Source organism: Roseomonas sp. AR75, from assembly GCF_005222815.1.
Classification (GTDB): Bacteria; Pseudomonadota; Alphaproteobacteria; order Acetobacterales; family Acetobacteraceae; genus Falsiroseomonas.
The window spans coordinates 854,573-873,207 of the sequence record NZ_STGB01000006.1 but is presented as its reverse complement, the minus strand read 5'-3'; the positions used below and the strand labels follow the sequence as shown (position 1 = coordinate 873,207).

Here is an 18,635-nt window from a genome sequence, read left to right as displayed (position 1 = left end):
GGATGCTCGACTTCGCTTCCCGCTCCGCACGCTGGGTCTTCGCGGGCACCTTCCTTGTCCTGGCGGCCTTCCTCGGCTTCCCCGTGTTCTGGATGGTCTCCACCGCCTTCAAGCCGACCGCCGAGATTTTTGTTCGCTTTCCCACGCTGCTGCCGGCCGCGCCGACGCTCGACAACTTTCGCGGCGTGATCGGGCAGGGCGACCTGCCGCTCTGGCTGACGAACTCGCTCCTGACCGCGGGCGGGGCGGCGCTGCTGACGACCGTGCTGGCGACACTCGCCGCGCATTCCTTCGCGCGATTCCGCTATCGGGGGCGCAAGCCGCTGATGGCGCTGATGATCTCGGCGCAGATGTTCCCCTTCGCGGTGCTGCTGATCTCGCTCTATCCGCTGCTGCAGGCGGCGGGGCTGCTGGACACGCGGCTTGGTCTCACCATCGCCTACATCGTCTTCGCGCTGCCGACCGGCACCTACATGCTCTTCTCATACTTCGTGCGCCTGCCAGAGGAGCTGATGGAAGCCGCACGCATCGACGGCGCGTCGGAGCTCGGCATCCTGCTGCGCGTGGTGCTGCCGGTCTCGGTGCCAGGCCTGGTCACCGTCGGCCTCTACTCCTTCATGTGGGCCTGGAACGACCTGCTCTACGCGATGACGCTCGTCACCTCGCCGGAACTGCGCACGGTCGGACCGGGGCTGCTGATGTCGCAGCTCGGCGAGATGCGGCAGGACTGGGGGGCAGCGATGGCGGCCTCGCTCGTCGCGTCGCTGCCGGTGGTGATCGCCTTCGCGCTGGTGCAGCGCTGGTTCGTGCAGGGGCTGACGGCGGGGGCGGTGAAGGGATGACGCTCGAGGGGAAACTCTGCGTCGTTACCGGCGCCGCCGCCGGCATCGGCCGCGCCATCGCGCTGCGCTTCGCCGCCGCTGGCGCGCGGCTGGTCCTCGCCGATCGCGATGCCGAGGGCCTGGCGCGCGTCGCCGCCGAGACCGCCGCGGAACAGGTCTTCGCCGATGTCGCCGATGACGATGCTCCGACGCGCATTCTTGCACCCGCTATCGCGCATGGTGGGCCCGACGTGCTGGTGAACAATGCCGGCGTCACCACCGTGCGTCCGTTGCTGGACACCAGCGACGAGGAATGGGACGCGACCCTCGGCATCTGCCTGCGCAGCGCCTTCCGCCTCTCGCGCGAGGCGGTACGCGCCATGCGTCCGCGCGGCGGCGGCGCCATCGTCAACATGGCCTCGGTCAACGCGATGCAGGGCCAGCCCTGCGTCGCCGCCTACGCCGCGGCGAAGGGCGGCATTCATGCGATGACGCGGCAGATGGCGGTGGAATGCGGGCCGCTCGGCATCCGCGTGAACGCACTCTCGCCCGGGCTGATCGTGACGGAAGCCTTCGCCGCGAAACTGCAGCCGGAGGACATCCGGCTGACCGAGGAAGCCTATCCGCTCGGCCGCTTCGGCCGGCCCGAGGATGTGGCGGAGGCCGCGCTGTTCCTCGCCTCCGACGCCGCCGCCTTCATCACCGGCGTGGACCTGCCAGTGGATGGCGGCCTCACCGCGCAGATGGCCGCCGCCGTGGTCAGCCCGCGCATCCGCGCCTGGACCGGCCGTCCTCCCTTGGGATTCACATGACCACCGACCCACTCCGCATCGTCGCCGCAAAGCACTGGATGCTGCGGATGCCCTTCCATTCCGACATGGAATGGGCCTCCGGCCGTCGCAGCGGCGCGACGCGCCTGGTCGTGCGCATCGAGACGGCGAACGGCACCGTCGGCTGGGGCGAGACGATCTGCCTGCTGGATGCGATTCCCGCCGTGCTGGAACGCATCGTTCTGCCCATCGCGCTGACCAAGACCGTGGACCAGGCGGAATCGCTGCATCGCCATGTGCTCGGCGCCGGCTACTACCACCACAAGCGGGCCGCGGTGATGGCGATCTGCGCCGTCGAGATGGCGATGTGGGACGCCTTCGGCCGCGCCTGCGGCCAGCCGCTGCACCGCCTTTGGGGTGGGCTATGGCGCGACCGCGCGGAGATGGCGGCCTACATCCTGGAAAGCGAGCCGCAGGCCGCGGCGGAAGCGGCGCGCACCTATCTCGCGCGCGGGCATCGCAGCTTCAAGGTCAAGGTCGGCATGTCGGAAGCGACCGACATCGCGCTGGTCCGCGCCGTGCGCGCGGTGATCGGCCCCGACCTGATGCTGCGCGCCGATGTCAACGGCGCCTGGACCCCCGGCACGGCGAAACGCATGCTCGAGAAGCTGCGCCCATTCGACCTGCAATACATCGAGCAGCCGCTGGAGCTCGACGACCTGGCGGGGCATGCGCTGCTGCGCCAGTCGCAGCCGGTGCCCATCGCGCTGGACGAGAGCGCCTATACGCTCTCCGACGTCGCGAACATCGTGCGGGCGGAAGCGGCGGACGTGATCCTGCTCGACCCGCACGAGGCCGGCGGCCTCTGGCCCGTCATCAAGCAGGCCGCGATCTGCGAAGGCGTCGGCATTCCCGTCACGCTGCATTCCGGTGCGGAGCTCGGCCTGTCGCAGGCGGCCTATCTGCATCTCGCCGCGGCGATCCCCAACATGACGATCGCGCTCGACACCGAGCATGCGCATCTCGCCGGCGACATCGTGCGCGAGACCTTCGATCTGAACGATGGCTGCTTCGCCGTGCCGACCGCCCCCGGCCTCGGCGTGACGGTGGACGAGGCGCAGGTGGAACGCCACGCCGTCAGCCGCATCGAGGGCGCCTATCTCGACGACCGCCGGCCGGGCTGGTTCCCGGTGAAGCCGGCCTACTGACAAGGAAGAGGAGGAAACACCATGACCGCACGCCTCACCCGCCGCGCCTTCGCCGCGGCGGCGCTCGCATTGCCCGTCGCCGCGCAGGCGCAGGGCTGGCGGCCGGATCGCCCGGTGCGCTTCATCGTCCCCTACACCGCGGGCGGCGCCTCCGACATCACGGCGCGGCTGATCGCGGAGCGGCTGCGCGGGCCGTTCGGCCAGTCGGGCGTGGTGGAGAACCGCGCCGGCGCCTCCGGCATCATCGGCACGGAGGCGGTGGCGAAGGCGGCGCCGGACGGCACCACCATCCTGATGGTCGCGTCCTCGCATGTGGTGAACAGGGCGCTGTTCCCCAGCCTGCCCTATGATCCCATCGCCGATTTCGCGCCCATCACGCTGACCGCGCATGTGCAGCTCGTGCTCGTCGTGCCGGCCAGCAATCCCGCGCGCAACGTGCAGGAGCTGATGGCCTGGGCGAAGGCGCAGAACGGCCGCGCGGCCTTCGCCTCCTCCGGCAACGGCTCCAACCCGCACATCTTCGCCGCCGACCTGCTGAAGCGCGCGGGCGTGGAGATGGAGCACATCCCCTATCGCGGCTCCACCGCCGCGCATGCCGACCTGCTGGCCGGGCGCACGCAGATGATGTTCGACGCCTACGCCGCCGTCGCGCCGCATGTGCAGGCGGGCACGCTGCGCCTGCTCGCGCTGGCCGGACCGACGCGCTCGCGGCTGCTGCCCGACCTGCCGACCGTCGCCGAGCAGGGCTTCCCCGGCTACGGCGCAACCTCCTGGGGATGCCTGCTCGCGCCCGCCGGCACGCCGCCCGCCGCCATCGCCACACTGAACGCCGCCGCGCGCGACATCCTGACGAGCGGCGAAGTGCGCGAGAAGCTCGCCGTGCTTGGGGCTGAGCCGTCACCCGGCACGCCCGAGGAGCTGCTCGCCTTCATGCGCAGCGAACAGGCCCGCTATATCCAGCTCGTGCGCGACCTCGGCATCACCGCAAGCGGGTGACCCGGCGCGCCCCGAGGTCGCGGGCCAGGGCAATGACGGCAGTACTCGGTATCGCGGTGCGGCAGGGTTCCGTAACGGGCCGGGTTTCTGTCCCTTTCCGGGGCGGCACCGAAGGTTGAGCGGCGGATCGGCGTAACCTCTGCTGGACAGCCGGCGAAGGACACCTGAATTGTCCTGAGATCACCGCGTGGCCGGGAGTGCCGATGGAGTCGATCTACTGGGTGATGGCCTGGGCGTGCCATCGCAAGTGCCGCCACTGCTACGAGGACCGCTTCCGCCCCTATGTCAGGGCGGATCTCGAGCGCGTCGTCGCGGAGGCGGAGCGCAACACGCCGCGGGTGCTGGCCAACCTGCCTGCGCGCATGACCTATCTCGACACCGACGACCCCAATCCCGACGGCTCGCTGCCCGAGAAGGTCGGGCGCATCATCCTGTCGGGCGGGGAGGCGCTGCTCGATCCCGTGCGCAGCCGCGTCACCTACAGGGTGATCGAGGGGCTCGTCGCCCGCTACCGCGGCGTCGGCGGCGTGAAGGTGATCGTGCAGACCACAGGCGACCTGCTTACCGCGGAGATCGTGCGCGACCTGCTGGACCGTGGGGTATGGATGATCTCGGTCGCGGGCGTGGACGATTTCCATGTCGGCATGGAGGGCGAGGCGAAGCAGGCGGCCTTCAAGGCGAAGCTCACGGCGATGATGGAGGCGGAGGGGATGCGCCCCTCCGGCGTCTCCTCGACCCACCGCAAATGGTTCGAGGAGGAGGGGCCGCTCTTCTCCTTCTTCGGTGCGACGCCCGACAGCTGGATCGGCAAGCTCTGGCCGCGCGGCCGCGCCTGGGAGAACGGGCTGTCGCACGCGACCATCGCCGACAATTTCTGCAATCGCTGGTCCGGCGGGCTGAACTTCCTGCGCCACCGCTACAACGGCTCGGAAGTCTCGATCGAGCCGGACGGCAGCGTCTATCCCTGCTGCATCAAGACCAGGCTCCCGCTCGGCAACCTGACGGAGGAGCCGCTGATCGGCATCCTGGAAAGCCTCGCCGGCGACCCGGTCTATGAGGCGATCAACGCCGGCAAGCCGGAGCGCATGGGCCTCGCGCATGGCTGGACCGAGGAGCTGTTCCGCGCGAAGTCGCGCACCACCGATCCGCAGGGGCGCCCCTACGCCAATCTCTGCATCGGCTGCGACCGCTTCCACGAGGAGGTGCTGGGCGCGCGCATCGAGGCGGCGCGCGCCCGGCGTTTGGCCACGCGCGCCGAACCGATCCTTGCCGGCTGAGCCGGTGGGCGCCGCCTTCGGTTCGCGGCGGCGCGATTCCGGCCGCCTCCCTGTCCTGGCCCGTTCCGGGGCCCTGCCGCAGCCCCGCGCGTTCCATCACGAGGTGACCGCATGACCCTTCCGCGCCGCCCCCTGCTGCTTGCGGCACTCGCCGCGCCATTCGCCTCCCCAGGTGCCACGGGCGCGCAGACACCGGGCCATCCGCTGCTCTCTGCCCCCTGGGACGCCGTGCTGGCCGAGGCGCGCGGCCGCCCGGTGTTCTTCAACGCCTGGGGCGGCGACGACCGCACCAACGCCTTCATCGCCTGGGCCGGCGGGCGCCTGCGCGCGCTGCACGGCGTCGATCTCCGCCAGGTCCGCCTGCGCGACACCGCCGAGGCCGTGGCCCGCGTCGTCGCAGAGAAGGCCGCCGGCCGGACCAGCGGCGGCAGCGTGGACATGATCTGGATCAACGGGCCGAACTTCCTGGCGATGAAGCAGCAGGGTCTGCATTTCGGCCCCTTCGTGGACCGCCTGCCGAATGCGCGCTTCATCGACCGCGCGGGCAAGCCTTCCACCGTCGTGGATTTCACCGTGCCGGTGGAGGGCCTCGCCGCGCCGTGGCGCATGGCGCAGGTCGTGTTCATCGCCGATTCCACCCGCGTGCCGGACCCGCCGCGCAGCATGGAGGCACTCGTCGTCTGGGCGCGTGCCAATCCCGGTCGCACGACGCATCCGAACGTCCGCAACTTCATGGGCGTCACCTTCCTGAAGCAGGCGCTCTGCGAGGTCGCCCCCGACCCGGCCGCGCTGCTGCGGCCCGTGACGGAGGAGACGCTGCGCCCCGCCGCCGACGCGCTCTGGGCCTGGTATGACCGGCTGCGCCCGCATCTCTGGCGCGGCGGCCGGCAGTTCCCGGAGAACGGGCCGGCGCAGCGGCCGCTGATGCTGGATGGCGAGCTCGACCTCTATATCACCTTCAACCCGTCCGAGGCCGCGGTCGCCATCGCCAACAACCAGCTTCCCCCGACCGCGCGCCCCTTCGTGCTGGACCGTGGCACCATCGGCAACACGAGCTTCGTCTCCATCCCGTTCAATGCGGCGAACGCCGCCGCGGCGATGGTCACGGCGGACTTCCTGCTCTCGGCGGAAGCGCAGGCATATGGCGCCGATCCGCGCGTGCTGGGCAATCCGACCGTGCTCGACATCGCGGCGCTGCCGCCGGCCGAGCGCGCCCGCTTCGCCGCCCTGCCGCGCAACCCGGCGATCCTGCAGCCGGAGGCGCTGGGGCGCCCGCTGCAGGAACCGCACCCGTCCTGGATGACCCGCATCACCGCGGAATGGGAAAGCCGCTACGGGCGCTGAGCCTTGCTGAAGGCGGCGCCTTGGCTGACCGCGGGGCTCTTCCTCGGGCCGATCGCGGCGGGACTGGCGGGCACGCTGCTGCCGGCCTTCGGATGGCTGCCGGCGCTCGGCGGCACGACGCTCTCGCTCGAGCCCTGGCGCGCGCTGCTGGATGCGCCGGGGCTCGGGCGCGCGGTGCTGCTGACGCTGGGCACGGGCTTCGCGGCGACAATCCTGTCCTTCCTGCTCGTCATCGCCTTCTGCGCGGCGACGCAGGGCAGCCCGCTTGCGCGGCGGGCACAGGCCGCGCTCGCGCCGCTGCTGGCGACGCCGCACGCGGCGCTCGCCATTGGCTTCGCCTTTCTCGTGGCACCGTCGGGCTGGATCGCGCGCGCGCTCAGCCCCTGGGCGACGGGCTGGGACAGGCCGCCCGACTGGGCGACGGTGAACGACCCCTGGGGCATCGCGCTGGTGGCCGGCCTGACGCTCAAGGAAGTGCCCTACCTGTTGCTGATGGCCTTCGCCGGCCTGGGCCAGGTGCGCGCGGCCGAGGGCATGCGCGCCGCCGCGGCGCTCGGCTACGGGCCGGTCACGGGCTGGCTGAAGGTGGTGCTGCCGCAGCTCTATCCGCAGCTTCGCCTGCCGCTCTACGCGGTGCTGGTCTTTTCGTTGTCGGTCGTGGACGTGGCGCTGATCCTGGGTCCGGGCGCCCCGCCGACGCTCTCGGCGCTCGTGCTGCGCTGGTTCGCCGACCGCGAGCTGACCATGTGGTTCCCCGCCGCGGCAGGCGCGCTGCTGCTGCTGCTGGTCGTGCTCGGCGCGATCCTGCTGTGGCGCCTGGGAGAGCGCGTCGCGGCCGTGCTCGGGCGCCGCTGGATCGCCGCGGGCGGGCGCGGTGGCGGCGGTGTCGTGCTCGGCCTCGCCGCGCCGGCCCTCATGGGCTTGCTGCTCGCGGCCAATGCAGCGGCGCTGATCGTGCTGCTCGTCTGGTCCTTCGCCGGGCCCTGGCGTTTCCCCGAGGCGCTGCCCGCCGCCTTCACCCTCGCCACATGGCAGGCGCAGGTGCCGGCGATCGCGGTTCCCGCGACGGCGACCCTCGCCGTCGCACTGGCGGCGACCGGCCTCGCGCTGCTCCTCACCCTGGCCTGCCTGGAAGCCGAGCAGCGCCACGGCCTGCGCCCGGGGCGGCGGGCGCTGCTGCTGATCTGGCTGCCGCTGCTGCTGCCGCAGATCGCCTTCCTGTTCGGCTGGCAGGTGGCGCTGGTGCGGCTCGACCTGGACGGCACGATGGGCGCGGTGGTGTGGACCCATCTGCTGTTCGTGCTGCCCTACGTGTTCCTGTCGCTGGCCGATCCGTGGCGCGCGCTCGACCCGCGCTACGCGCGCGGCGCCGCAGCGCTCGGCGCCGGGCCGTGGCGCGTGTTCCTGACCGTGAAGTGCCGCCTTCTTCTGCGCCCGCTGCTGGTCGCGGCGGCCGTCGGCTTCGCCGTCTCGGTCGGGCTCTATCTGCCGACGCTGTTCGCCGGCGCCGGCCGCATCGCCACGCTGACGACCGAGGCGGTGACGCTCGCCGCCGGCGCCGACCGGCGCATCCTCGGCGCCTATGCGGCGCTGCAGGCGCTGATGCCGCTGGCCGCCTATGCGCTGGCCGTGGCGCTGCCGACCTGGCTGCACCGCGATCGGCGGGGCATGCGCCCGGCATGAGCCTGGTCATCGAGGAGCTGGAGATCACCCTGGCGGAGCGCAGCCTGGTGGCGGTGTCGCGGCTGGCGGTGGCGCCGGGCGAGGTCGTGACGGTGATGGGCCCGTCGGGCTCGGGCAAGTCCACGCTGCTGGCCTGGCTGTCCGGCGCGCTGGACCCTGCCTTCCGGGCGCGCGGGCGCGTGACGCTGGACGGCAAGGATGTCTCGGCGCTGCCGCCGCACCGGCGGCGCATCGGCCTGCTGTTCCAGGATGACCTGCTGTTTCCGCATCTCTCCGTGGCCGGGAACCTCGCCTTCGGCCTGCCGGCGTCGCTGCGCGACCGCCGCGCACGTGAAGCACGGATTGCGGCGGCGCTGGAGGAAGCGGAACTCGGCGGTTTCGGCCCGCGCGATCCGGCGACCCTGTCGGGGGGTCAGCGCGCCCGCGTGGCGCTGCTGCGCACGCTGCTGGCCGAGCCCCGCGCGCTGCTGCTGGACGAGCCTTTCGGCAAGCTCGACGTTGCGCTGCGCGGCCGCATGCGGGAGTTCGTGTTCGAGCGCGTGCTGCGGCTCGGCATCCCGGCGCTGATGGTCACGCATGATCCCGCGGATGCGGAGGCGGCGGCGGGACCTGTGCTGCATGTCGCGCCTGCGACGCCGGATGGCGGCTGACGCACGGTCCGCCACCGCTGCGACACGCTCGCCTCGGACGAGGAGCAGCATCGCCCTGGACTACCCCGGCCCGCAGCGCGCGCCCCCTCGCGCATCATCCCGCCATGCCGAGGGCACGCATCCGCTTCCAGAGCGTGGTCCGGGAGATGCCCAGCAGCCGCGCCGCATCGGCACGGCTGCCGCCGGCACGCTGAAGCGCGTCCTCGACGGCGGCGCGGGTGGCCGCATCGAGCGCCGCGGCAAGCGGCCCCTGCAGGTTCGCGGTGGCCTCGTCGCGCGTCTCCAGGGCAAGCTCGGGGAACAGATCGCCCGCGCCGATCTCCTCGCCATCCACCAGGGCCGCGGCGCGCTCGACGCGGTTGCGCAACTCCCGCACGTTGCCCGGCCAATCGTGATCCGCCAGGGCAGCGGTCGCCGAAGGGGTGAGGCGGCGCGGGCCGAGCCCGAAGCGCGCGACAGCCTCCGCCAGCAGCCGCGCGGCCAGCCAGGGCTGATCCTCCGGGCGCCGCCGCAGGGGCGGCACCTCCACGGCAATGACGTTCAGGCGGTAGAACAGGTCTTCCCGGAAGCGCCCTTCCCGCACCCGTGCGGCCAGGTCGGCATGGGTCGCGCAGACCAGCCGGGCGGCGAAGGGCTTCTCCACCGCAGCGCCGAGCGGGAGGAAGCTGCGCTCCTGCACCAGCCGCAGCAGCTTCGCCTGGAGCTCGGGCGCCAGCTCCGCCACCTCGTCGAGCAGCAGCGTGCCGGCCCCGGCCCGCGCCGCGACGCCGGCCTGTCGTGACGAGGCGCCTGTGAAGGCGCCGCGCTCATGGCCGAACAGCGTGCTCTCGGCGAGGTCGCGCGGGATGGCCGCGCAGTTCACCGCGACGAAGGGCTGCGCGCTGCGCGGCGAGGCGGCGTGGAGGAAGCGGGCCGCGACCTCCTTCCCGGCGCCGGTCTCACCGGTCAGCACCACCGGCACGTCCACCCGCGCCGCCTTCCGCAGCACCGCTTCCACCGCGCGCATCGCCGGCGAGACGCCGAGTTCCGGCAGGTCGGCCTCGGCCCCTGGCGCGGCGTGTCCGGCGGCCAACGCCTGGCCGAGCGCCTCCACCAGCCGGTCCACGTCCACGGGCTTGGTCAGGTAGTCCCGCGCGCCCGCGCGGACGAGGCGCAGGGCCTGCGCGACATCCCCGAAGGCCGTCATGAAGAACACCGGCAGCGCGCCGAGCTCGCCGATCATGTGGCGATAGACGTCCTCGCCCGACATGTCGGGCAGGCGGATGTCGCTGAGCACGGCATCGGGGCGGACCGACCGCGCCTCCCGCAGCGCTGCCTCGCCGGTCGCGGTCAGCCTTGGGCGGTAGCCCTCCAGGTGCAGCCGCTGGACCAGGGCAGGGCCGAGGACCGGGTCGTCCTCCACCACCAGCACCAGGCGGCGCATGCTCATGCCGGCGCTCCGGCGCGAAGCGGGATGGCCAGGCGGATCAGCGTGCCGCCGCCGTCACGTTCCATGACGGAGGCACGCGCGTCCAGGCTGCCGAGGAGCCCCACCACGACATCGAGCCCGAGCCGGCGCGACGGCGCGCCCATGCCGGCCGGGCCGAGGCGGGCGGGATCGAGCCCGGGCCCCTCGTCGGTCACCTCGCAGATCATCGCCTCGCCCTCGACCCGCACGCGCAGGCCGACGCGACCGCCAGGCGGGGTCGCCGCGCAGGCGTTCAGCAGCAGGTTCAACAGCACCTGCCGCACGCCGCCGGAACCCAGCGCCAGTTCCTCGGACGGCAGGTCCAACTCGAGCTTCACCGAGACGCCCTGCCGTTCCGCGGCCGGGCGCAGCAGGTGGCGCAGGTCCTCGAGATCGGAGCGTGTCAGCCGCCGGTCGTCTGCCGGGCGGTAGACATTCAGCGTGCTGGTCACGATGCGGTCCAGCGCGCCGATCCCGCGCTCCAGGAAGGCAAGGGATTCCTCGCGCACCTCGGGCCGGTCGCCGAAGCGGCGCAGGGTGGAGACGGCGGTGGCCAACCCGCCGAGCGGGTTGCGGACCTCGTGCGCAATCGTCGCCGCCAGTCGTCCGAGCGCCGCGGCCTGGTCCCGCTCCGCCAGCTCTGCCGCCAGCAGCTCGCGTTCCCGGACGCCGTCCACCATGCGGTTGTAGGCGGCGAGCATCTGGGCCGTGCGCGGGTCGGCCGCTGCCAGCATATCGTCGGGGAGGCGCGCGGGCGGACGATGCGCGCCCTCCGACAAGCCCTCGACCAGCGCGCGGAGTGGCCGACCGAGCCGACGGAGGACCAGCCACGTCGCCGCGGCGAAGAGGCTGGCGAGAAGCAGGTCCACGACGACGATCGTCCAGGACAGGCGTGCCCGCGCGGCCAGCATGGGACCGATGTCGAGCGCCGCCACCAGGCGGCCGGCGGGCTCCGCTTCGCCGGTCACGGTTCGCCCCACCCACGCGATGCCGGCCGCCTCGTCCAGCCGCATGCGGTCATCCGGCGCGGCACGGGCTGCATCCTCCGTCAGCGCCGCATCTCCGTGCCGCGCAAGCATTTCGCCGCCCGGCGCGAAGGCGAACAGCGCGCGTTCCGGAACGCCGCGCTGCTCGCCGAATGAACGGCGGAAGCGGCCCTCGATATAGACGGGATCGCGCGCCTCCAGGCCGAGGCGCACGCTTGCGGCCAGCCCATCCAGGTAGACCTGCCCGAGGCGTTCCAACTGCCGGTCGGCCTCCCGGTTGGTCACCTGCATCGCGACCTGGGTCGTGCACACCGCGACCGCGAAAACCACCGCCCCGGCCGCGGCCGGCAGGCGGAGCGCGGGCGGCAGGCGCAGGGCCCGCGGCCGGTCGGAGGCGACGCCCGGCCGGGGCGGCTCATACCGGGCGCATGACGGTTTCACCTTCATGCCCTCAAGTGCCGGCGCTGCGCTTGGCTCGCCGCACATGCGGCGGGCCGCATTCGCGGCCTCGGCCGGCTGCGCCGGCCGCAGGTTGGAACGTCTTGCGCTCGGTATCAGGCAGCGGGACGGCGTTCATGGCCCGACCCTGCCCGCCCGGTTCCGGTCAGGGCAAGAGGGTCACCGGCACTGCTTCGGCCGTCACCTCGTGCACGCAGTTGCGGATGCTGTCCATGAAGCCGCCGTGACGTGTCGAGAGGCAGGACAACACTGCGGCGTCGTAGCGGAGGAGGCGGGCGCGGAGATCGGGCGCCTCGAAGTCGAGGTCCACGGAGGGGAGGACGGTGACGCGCCGGCCATGGGCGCGCAGCAGCCCGGCCTGTGCGTCCGCCATCGCCCGGACGCCGTGACGGTCATCCGCGACCGGCTGGATGGCGATGGATGCCTGGGGCCACAGGCCGGACCGCACCAGCCCCGCAGCCAGGGCGCCGCAGGCCTCGGAGGAGCCGACCACCAGGACCACGTCGCGCACCGGTCGGCGGGGCCGGCGTGCAACGCGAAGCACGGGCGCCACCCGGGCGCGGGCGAGGCCCGAGGCGATCTCGTCGCGCGGATCGCAGGCAAAGCCGTGCGGCCCGGCGCCGGCGGGGAGCACCACGAGGTCATGGCCGGCAAGCAGCCGCGCCAGGACGCGCGGCTCCGCTTCCTCGTGCCGCGCCTGCGCATCGATCTGGGGCGCGGCGGACGTCGCCTCGTGGAAGTGATGCAGCGCGGCGGCCGCGTTCTCGCGCATCCGGGCACGGCTGCGGCTGGCAAGCCATTCCGACCAGAAGGCGCCCCCGATGCCGTAGGGGCCGCGCCATTCCGGCGAGGACTGGCCCGCGCCCGAAAGGCCGACGAGTTGCGCGCAGGCGTCGCGGGCGAGCGCGATCGCCTCCTCCGTCGCCTCGGCCTGCGCGGGGCCGCCGACCAGGCAGCAGAGGATGCGGCGGAGCGCGACGGGCTCGGCCGCCTGCTGGCCGCGCTGCAGGAAGGCCGGATCGGCCGGCCGCCGGAACTCCGGGATGGCGCTCATGGCGTTGTCCTTCGCGAAAGGCTCGCGGGCCGGCCGGGGCCGGGCGGTGCGGGCGGGGTCGATATCGAAGACCTTGCGGTGGAGGACGCCCGACAGGGCGTCGGCGAGCGATGCGGCGCCGAGCGGGGCGCCGGCGACATAGGCCGCGCGACCGAGCGCGTGAGAGGCGAGCGGCGCGGTCAGCACCAGGAAACCCACGGCGGCGAGCGAGGTGAGCAGCGCGCCCGGCGTGCCGAAGGCGAGCCCCGCGCCGAGCAGCAGCAGGCCAGCCCCCGCGACGCCGGCCTTGGCGGCGGCGTGCATGCGCATGAAGGGATCCGTCAGCCGCGCCACGCCAAGCGCGGCCAGCGCCACGATGCCCGCGCCACCGACCAGCAGAAGCGCGGCCAGCATCTCGACCGCGGCCCTCATTCGGCGGGCTCCTGCGCCGTGGCGACGCTCGCACGTTCCATCAGCCGCGCGAAGGCGACCGCGCCGAGGAAGCCGACGAGCGCGATGCCGAGCGCGATGTCGAGGAAGGCCGGATGCCAGGCGATCAGCGCGACCAGCGCGGCGATGCACACGCCGAGCAGGCCGAGCATGTCGGTGGCGATCACGCGGTCGGCCGAGGACGGGCCGGCGAGAAGCCGGGCCGCGACCGGGATGCATCCGAGTGCGACGAGCGCGGCGGCGATGCCCGCGGCGATCGGGATCAGGCCGGTGGTCATGGCAGCACCTCCCGCGCGCGGGCCTCGAGCGTGGACTTCATCGCGGCGATCGCCGCCTCCCGGTCCGGCGCGTCGAGCGCATGGACGTAGAGCGTCCGGCCATCGGCCGAGACCTCGAGGCTGGTGGTGCCGGGCGTCAGCGTGACCATATCGGCGAACAGCACCGTCCCGCCCGCCGAGCGGACATCGAGCGGCACGGCGAGGATCGCGGGCCGCAGCCGCTCAGGCCGGCCGAGCACGGCGCGGATGGTGGCGAGCGTGGACTTCGCGAGTTCCGCGACGAAGGTGGCGCCGACGCGCACCCAGGCGAGCGCGCGCCTCATGGCACGGCCTCCGCCAGCCGCGTCGGCTGCGCGCCGAGCACCGCGGCGATGTAGCCCTCGCGATCCAGCAGCGACTCGGCGGCCGCGATCGAGAAGGCGGCGAAGGGCTCGGCCCAGAAGCCGATGGTCAGCGTGACGCCGCAGAGCAGCACGATCGGCGCGAAGGTCGCGAGACGCTGCGCGCGCGTCCATCCGGCCGCTGGCGCAGGCTCGGGCGCGGCCTTCCAGAAGGCCTCGTTCCAGATCTTGATCATGGAGTAGAGCGTCAGCAGCCCGACCGCGAGCGCGACGCCCGCCAGCAGGAACGCTTCCGCCTCCAGCCCCGCGCGGATGACGACCAGCTTGCCCCAGAAGCCCGACAGCGGCGGAATGCCCGCGAGCGACAGCGCGGGGATCAGGAACAGCAGCCCGAGCAGCGGCGCCGTGGCCCACAGCCCGCCGAGCCGCGCCAGCGCGAAGGACCCGCCCATCTGCCGCACGGCACCGGCGACCAGGAAGAGGTTCGCCTTCACCACGATGTGGTGGATCACGTAGAGCACGCTGCCCGCGATCGCGAGCGGCGTCATCAGCGCGACGCCGACCAGCATGTAGCCGATCTGGCTGATGATGTGGAAACTCAGGATGCGGCGGATGTCGTAATGCGCCGCGGCACCCAGCACGCCCACTACCATCGTCGCCATGGCGATCGCGCCGACCAGCGGGCCGAACAGCGCGTGGTCATGCGCGAAGACCAGGGTGAAGACGCGGATGATCGCGTAGACGCCGACCTTGGTCAGCAGCGCGGCGAAGATCGCCGCGACCGGCATCGAGGCCGTGTGGTAGGAAGCGGGCAGCCAGTTGAACAGGGGGAAGACCGCGGCCTTGGCGCCGAAGGAGACCAGCAGCAGCACCGCCGCGGCCGCCAGCGCGCCCTGGTTCTCCACCCCCGGCGCCACCCGCGCCATGTCGGCCAGGTTCAGCGTCCCCGTCAGGCCATAGAGCAGCCCGACCGCCAGCAGGAAGAAGGTGGTGCCGACCAGGTTCAGCATCACGTAGCGGATGCCGCCATCGAGCTGCTCACGCGTGCGGTCCAGCACGAGCAGCCCGAATGAGGCGATCAGCATCACCTCGAACCAGACATAAAGATTGAAAAGATCGCCGGTGGAGAAGGCGCCGGCCACGCCCAGCAGCAGCGCATGGAACAACGGCTGGAAGCCCGCGCGGTCGCGTTCCTCAGCCCGCGGTCCCATCGCGTACACCGCGACGGCAAGCCCCATCAGCCCGGTGATGACCAGCATCGCGGCGGAGAGGTGGTCCACCACCAGCGTGACGCCGAAGGGCGCGGGCCAGTTGCCCATCTGCCCGACCACCATGCCGCCGGAAAGCACCTCGCCCAGCAGCCCGAGCGTCGTGGCAAACAGAAGCGTGGCGGCGACCAGGCCGACACGCCGCTGCGCCGCCGGCCGCGACCATAGCATCGCCGTGACGGCAGTGGCGACGAGCGGGATCAGGATGGGCGAGGCGAGGAGAAACTGGCGCATCAGGCTGCCTCCTTGCGCGCCGCCGCGGGGGCCAGGGCAGGCCTGGCGGTCGCCGGCACCTCGTCGGGGCGTTCTGCCTCGTCCATGTCCTCGGCGCAGGCGGTGCCGAACTCGGCATGCGCGCGCATCACCAGCACCAGCGCGAAGGCAGCAAGCCCGAAGCCGATGACGATGGCCGTCAGGACCAGTGCCTGGGGCAGCGGGTTCGCCGCACCGGCGGCCAGCGCCTCCGCGCCCGAAGCGACAAGCGGCGGTGCCATCGTCCCGACGCGCCCCGCGGCGAGGATCGCGAGGTTCGCGCCCGTCCCGAGCAGAACGAAGCCGAGCAGCGCGCGCGGCAGGTCGCGCGCCAGCAGCAGGTACGCCGCGGCGGCGACGAGCACGCCGATGGTCAGGGCAAGCGCCGTTTCCATCAGCCCGTCTCCTCGCCGACCAGGGCGAAGACCATCGCCGTGATCGTGCCGATGACCGTCAGGTAGACGCCGATGTCGAAGACCAGCGCCGTGCCGAGCGGCAGGGTCACGCTGATGTCGGGAAACCACCAGCGATGCGTCAGGTAGCCCGCCGACGGATCGAGCCAGGCGAGCAGCCCGCTGCCGAGCGCCGTGAGCAGCCCGATCCCGCACCAGCTCGCGGGCGGCAGACGCATGGCCCGCAGCGCCGCTTCCTGCCCGCGCGAGATCGCGTAGAAGACCAGCCCCGCCGAGGCGACGAGGCCGCCGACGAAGCCGCCCCCCGGGGCGTTATGGCCGCGGATCAGCAGATAGACCGACACGGCCATCGGCACCCACAGCAGAAGCGGCGCCGAGACGCGCAGGATGAGGGAGGCGTCCACGATCTCAGTTCCCGGGCCGGAGGGGCCGCGCGGCGCCGCGCAGCAGGGCGATGACGGCGAAGGCCGCGATGGCGAGCACCGCGATCTCGCCCAGCGTGTCGAGCGCACGGAAATCCACGAGGATGACGTTCACCACGTTGCGGCCATGGCCGGCCGGCACGCTGTTCTCCCCGAACCATTCGCCGAGCCGCGGATCGAAGGGCGAGGCCAGCACCGCCAGCAGCAGCATGGCGACGGAGCCGCCGAGCGCGACCGCCACGGCCGCGTCGCCCGCGCGCTGACGCGGCGTGCGGATGTCGCGCGCCTTGACCGGCAGGCGGATCAGCACGGTCGCCAGGATGACGACCAGCAGCACCTCCACCGTGAACTGGGTCAGCGCGACGTCCGGCGCGCCATGCGTCAGGAAGACCAGCGCCGTGCCGAAGCCGACGAGGCCGACAGCCATCACCGCCGCGAAGGTGCTGCGGGCAAGCGCCGTGGCGACCGCGCCGAGCGCGACCAGCCCGAAGGCGAAGGCGCGCGGATCAAGCCCGCCGCTCTCCGGGAGGTCCACGCCACCGCGTGCCAGCAGCACCGCCAGCGGCGCCAGCGCCGCAACCAGCAGCAGCGTCCGCATGTAGCCGCGCAGGCTGCCGTGCTGGACAGCGCGCGTCGTGCCCTCGGCAAAGTCGATCACGCGCGCCAGCGCGCGGTCGTAACCGCGGGACGGGCCGAACCTGTCCATCGCCGCAACGCCGCGCAGCCGCGGCATCAGCCTTTCCCAGCCGAGCAGGATCAGCAGCCCGAGCGCGATGGTCGCCGCACTCATCGCGAGCACCGGCGTGAAGCCGTGCCAGAGCTTCAGCGGCACCTCGACCGGTCGGCCGAGGATGGCGGTCGCCGCGTCGTCGAGCAGCCAGGCGCCGACCAGGCCCGGCGCCGCGCCGGCCAGCAGCCCCAGAGAGGCCAGCAGCACCGGTCCGGCCAGCATGGATTTCGGCGGATCGTGCGGCGCGCGCGGCGTCGGGCGGCGCGGCCCGAAGAAGATCCGCCAGGAGAGCAGCCCCGCCACCGCCACCATCGCGGCGTTCACCAGGAAGCCGATGCCCGCAACCACCCCGGCCGCGCCGCCGGTGGCAAGCTTGGCCTCGTAGACGATCTCCTTCGCGACGAAGCCGACGAAGGGCGGCAGCCCGGCCATGGAGAGCGCCGCCAGCACCGCCGCCGCCGCCGTCCAGGGCATGGCGTGGCGCAGCCCGCCGAGCGCCGCGGCGTCGCGCGTGCCCGTCTCGTGGTCGAGGATGCCGGCGACGAGGAAGAGCGCTGCCTTGTAGAGCGCGTGCACCAGCAGGAAGGTCACGGCCGCGGTCGCCGAAAGGTCGGGCGCGATGCCGATCAGCAGCACCAGCGTGCCGAGCGCGGTGACGGTGGTGTAGGCCAGCACGCGCTTCAGGTCGTTCTCGCGCAGCGCGAGCAAAGCGCCCGTCGCGGCGGTCAGGAGCCCGGCCCCGGTCAACAGGTCCTGCCACAGCGCCTCGGACTGGTAGACCGGGCTCAGCCGCGCCAGCAGGTAGACGCCGAGCTTCACCATGGTCGCCGAATGCAGGTAGGCCGAGACGGGTGTCGGCGCCGCCATCGCGTTCGGCAGCCAGAAGTGGAAGGGGAACTGTGCCGACTTGGTGAAGCAGCCGAGCACGACCAGCAGCATCGCCGGCATCGCTGCGGGGTGCGCGAGCACCGCCTCCCGCGCCGCGATGATGCCGGACAGGCTGGTGGTGCCCGCGGCCATGGCGACCAGGATCAGGCCCGCGAGCAGCGCGAGGCCACCGCCGCCCGTGACCAGCAGCGCCTGCAGCGCGGCCTTCCGCGCACCCGCCTTCTCGTGGTCGTAGCCGACCAGGAAGAAGGACGCGATGCTCGTGAGTTCCCAGAAGACGAACAGCGTGATCACGTCGTCGGCCGTCACTGCGCCGAGCATCGCGACCATGAACAGCAGCAGCAGCACGACCAGGCGCGTCAGCCGCGGATCGCCCTGCAGGTAGCGCCCGGCATAGAGAAGCACCAGCGCGCCGATGCCGGTGATGAGCAGGGCCAGGAGAAGCGACAGGCCGTCGAGCCGAAGCCCGCCCGCGATGCCGAGGGACGGCACCGACCAGAAGGCGCTCGCCGGCGCCGCCCCGCCCTCGGCGCCGGCGGACACCAGCACATAGGCAAGGAAGGCCAACCCGGCCGCGACGGATCCGGCGATCGCGGCACGATGCCCGCCCAGCCGCGCCGCCAGGGCGGCGGCGACCAGGCCGATGGCAAGCGGCAGGACGAGGGCGATGTCGGGGAAGGCCATGACCGACACCGCAGTTCAAGCGCCGTGCCACGTCCGGCCTGCATAATGGTTTCAGTGCGTTACGGGCTTTGCCGCCAAGCCGGCAGGTTGGTTGGCGTTCACGCCTGCGAACGCCGGCGGGCCTGCATGTTCACGGAGGCGAACACGGGCGATCGATGCGGCCGCGACAGGTGCTCGGGGGCGCAGCGCGGGGTAGGTCTGGACGGTCGGAATGGTGCCGCCGTCGCTGCGCCCT

The 18,635-nt window shown here is 72.7% G+C and carries 17 protein-coding genes; 8 read left to right on the top strand and 9 right to left on the bottom strand.

What is annotated here, in order from left to right; genetic code table 11:
- The first annotated feature begins 2 nt into the window (after positions 1–2).
- The 8 genes from E4T13_RS28595 to E4T13_RS28560 all read left to right on the top strand — a co-directional run bounded on the left by E4T13_RS28595 (position 3) and on the right by E4T13_RS28560 (position 8,749).
- A complete protein-coding gene (locus E4T13_RS28595; protein WP_137181735.1) occupies positions 3–842 on the top strand; it encodes a carbohydrate ABC transporter permease in 840 nt (279 codons plus the stop codon).
- Positions 839–1,633 (top strand): SDR family NAD(P)-dependent oxidoreductase, encoded by a 795-nt coding sequence (locus E4T13_RS28590; RefSeq protein WP_137181734.1) that lies wholly within the window; start codon positions 839–841, stop codon positions 1,631–1,633. Before E4T13_RS28595 ends, E4T13_RS28590 begins: the two co-directional genes overlap by 4 nt.
- Positions 1,630–2,799 carry a mandelate racemase/muconate lactonizing enzyme family protein gene (locus E4T13_RS28585; RefSeq protein ID WP_137181733.1) on the top strand — a complete coding sequence of 390 codons (1,170 nt, stop codon included), beginning with the start codon at positions 1,630–1,632 and terminating at the stop codon, positions 2,797–2,799. The genes E4T13_RS28590 and E4T13_RS28585 overlap by 4 nt, the downstream gene beginning before the upstream one ends.
- Positions 2,800–2,820: 21 nt before the next feature.
- Entirely contained in the window at positions 2,821–3,795 is a 975-nt protein-coding gene (locus tag E4T13_RS28580) for a tripartite tricarboxylate transporter substrate binding protein (protein ID WP_137181732.1), read from the top strand.
- A 203-nt stretch (positions 3,796–3,998) separates the two neighbouring features.
- Positions 3,999–5,072: an SPASM domain-containing protein gene (locus tag E4T13_RS28575; RefSeq protein WP_137181731.1), complete on the top strand. Its 1,074-nt coding sequence runs from the start codon at positions 3,999–4,001 to the stop codon at positions 5,070–5,072.
- 111 nt (positions 5,073–5,183) lie between these two features.
- Positions 5,184–6,416 carry an ABC transporter substrate-binding protein gene (locus E4T13_RS28570; protein ID WP_137181730.1) on the top strand — a complete coding sequence of 411 codons (1,233 nt, stop codon included), beginning with the start codon at positions 5,184–5,186 and terminating at the stop codon, positions 6,414–6,416.
- 3 nt (positions 6,417–6,419) lie between these two features.
- Positions 6,420–8,099, top strand: a complete 1,680-nt coding sequence (locus tag E4T13_RS28565; RefSeq protein WP_137181729.1) for an ABC transporter permease — start codon at positions 6,420–6,422, stop codon at positions 8,097–8,099.
- Entirely contained in the window at positions 8,096–8,749 is a 654-nt protein-coding gene (locus E4T13_RS28560) for an ATP-binding cassette domain-containing protein (RefSeq protein WP_137181728.1), read from the top strand. The genes E4T13_RS28565 and E4T13_RS28560 overlap by 4 nt, the downstream gene beginning before the upstream one ends.
- 94 nt (positions 8,750–8,843) lie before the next feature.
- On the opposite strand, the gene E4T13_RS28555 is transcribed toward E4T13_RS28560, so the two are convergent.
- The 9 genes from E4T13_RS28555 to mbhE all read right to left on the bottom strand — a co-directional run bounded on the left by E4T13_RS28555 (position 8,844) and on the right by mbhE (position 18,400).
- Positions 8,844–10,178, bottom strand: coding sequence for a sigma-54 dependent transcriptional regulator (locus tag E4T13_RS28555; RefSeq protein ID WP_137181727.1), 1,335 nt, complete (start codon positions 10,176–10,178; stop codon positions 8,844–8,846).
- Entirely contained in the window at positions 10,175–11,629 is a 1,455-nt protein-coding gene (locus tag E4T13_RS28550; protein WP_170985308.1) for a HAMP domain-containing sensor histidine kinase, read from the bottom strand. The genes E4T13_RS28555 and E4T13_RS28550 overlap by 4 nt, the downstream gene beginning before the upstream one ends.
- A 157-nt stretch (positions 11,630–11,786) precedes the next feature.
- Positions 11,787–13,106, bottom strand: coding sequence for a monovalent cation/H(+) antiporter subunit G (locus tag E4T13_RS28545; RefSeq protein ID WP_137181725.1), 1,320 nt, complete (start codon positions 13,104–13,106; stop codon positions 11,787–11,789).
- On the bottom strand, positions 13,103–13,402 hold the full coding sequence (locus E4T13_RS28540) for a monovalent cation/H+ antiporter complex subunit F (RefSeq protein WP_137181724.1): 300 nt from the start codon (positions 13,400–13,402) through the stop codon (positions 13,103–13,105). The genes E4T13_RS28545 and E4T13_RS28540 overlap by 4 nt, the downstream gene beginning before the upstream one ends.
- Positions 13,399–13,725: a Na+/H+ antiporter subunit E gene (locus tag E4T13_RS28535; RefSeq protein ID WP_137181723.1), complete on the bottom strand. Its 327-nt coding sequence runs from the start codon at positions 13,723–13,725 to the stop codon at positions 13,399–13,401. The genes E4T13_RS28540 and E4T13_RS28535 overlap by 4 nt, the downstream gene beginning before the upstream one ends.
- Complete coding sequence (locus E4T13_RS28530) at positions 13,722–15,245, bottom strand: proton-conducting transporter membrane subunit (protein ID WP_137181722.1); 1,524 nt, start codon at positions 15,243–15,245, stop codon at positions 13,722–13,724. Before E4T13_RS28530 ends, E4T13_RS28535 begins: the two co-directional genes overlap by 4 nt.
- Positions 15,245–15,658 carry an NADH-quinone oxidoreductase subunit K gene (locus E4T13_RS28525; protein WP_137181721.1) on the bottom strand — a complete coding sequence of 138 codons (414 nt, stop codon included), beginning with the start codon at positions 15,656–15,658 and terminating at the stop codon, positions 15,245–15,247. The genes E4T13_RS28530 and E4T13_RS28525 overlap by 1 nt, the downstream gene beginning before the upstream one ends.
- Positions 15,658–16,080, bottom strand: coding sequence for an MnhB domain-containing protein (locus tag E4T13_RS28520; RefSeq protein WP_206030324.1), 423 nt, complete (start codon positions 16,078–16,080; stop codon positions 15,658–15,660). The genes E4T13_RS28525 and E4T13_RS28520 overlap by 1 nt, the downstream gene beginning before the upstream one ends.
- A 4-nt stretch (positions 16,081–16,084) precedes the next feature.
- Positions 16,085–18,400, bottom strand: coding sequence for a hydrogen gas-evolving membrane-bound hydrogenase subunit E (mbhE, locus tag E4T13_RS28515; RefSeq protein ID WP_137181720.1), 2,316 nt, complete (start codon positions 18,398–18,400; stop codon positions 16,085–16,087).
- Positions 18,401–18,635 lie beyond the last annotated feature (235 nt).

What these genes read in the sequence shown, in the direction of transcription:
- E4T13_RS28595 (WP_137181735.1), top strand. Translation starts at nt 3, where the DNA reads ATGCTCGACTTCGCTTCCCGCTCCGCACGCTGGGTCTTCGCGGGCACC.
- E4T13_RS28590 (WP_137181734.1), top strand. Translation starts at nt 839, where the DNA reads ATGACGCTCGAGGGGAAACTCTGCGTCGTTACCGGCGCCGCCGCCGGC.
- E4T13_RS28585 (WP_137181733.1), top strand. Translation starts at nt 1,630, where the DNA reads ATGACCACCGACCCACTCCGCATCGTCGCCGCAAAGCACTGGATGCTG.
- E4T13_RS28580 (WP_137181732.1), top strand. Translation starts at nt 2,821, where the DNA reads ATGACCGCACGCCTCACCCGCCGCGCCTTCGCCGCGGCGGCGCTCGCA.
- E4T13_RS28575 (WP_137181731.1), top strand. Translation starts at nt 3,999, where the DNA reads ATGGAGTCGATCTACTGGGTGATGGCCTGGGCGTGCCATCGCAAGTGC.
- E4T13_RS28570 (WP_137181730.1), top strand. Translation starts at nt 5,184, where the DNA reads ATGACCCTTCCGCGCCGCCCCCTGCTGCTTGCGGCACTCGCCGCGCCA.
- E4T13_RS28560 (WP_137181728.1), top strand. Translation starts at nt 8,096, where the DNA reads ATGAGCCTGGTCATCGAGGAGCTGGAGATCACCCTGGCGGAGCGCAGC.
- E4T13_RS28555 (WP_137181727.1), bottom strand. Translation starts at nt 10,178, where the DNA reads ATGAGCATGCGCCGCCTGGTGCTGGTGGTGGAGGACGACCCGGTCCTC.
- E4T13_RS28550 (WP_170985308.1), bottom strand. Translation starts at nt 11,629, where the DNA reads ATGAAGGTGAAACCGTCATGCGCCCGGTATGAGCCGCCCCGGCCGGGC.
- E4T13_RS28545 (WP_137181725.1), bottom strand. Translation starts at nt 13,106, where the DNA reads ATGAGGGCCGCGGTCGAGATGCTGGCCGCGCTTCTGCTGGTCGGTGGC.
- E4T13_RS28540 (WP_137181724.1), bottom strand. Translation starts at nt 13,402, where the DNA reads ATGACCACCGGCCTGATCCCGATCGCCGCGGGCATCGCCGCCGCGCTC.
- E4T13_RS28535 (WP_137181723.1), bottom strand. Translation starts at nt 13,725, where the DNA reads ATGAGGCGCGCGCTCGCCTGGGTGCGCGTCGGCGCCACCTTCGTCGCG.
- E4T13_RS28530 (WP_137181722.1), bottom strand. Translation starts at nt 15,245, where the DNA reads ATGCGCCAGTTTCTCCTCGCCTCGCCCATCCTGATCCCGCTCGTCGCC.
- E4T13_RS28525 (WP_137181721.1), bottom strand. Translation starts at nt 15,658, where the DNA reads ATGGAAACGGCGCTTGCCCTGACCATCGGCGTGCTCGTCGCCGCCGCG.
- mbhE (WP_137181720.1), bottom strand. Translation starts at nt 18,400, where the DNA reads ATGGCCTTCCCCGACATCGCCCTCGTCCTGCCGCTTGCCATCGGCCTG.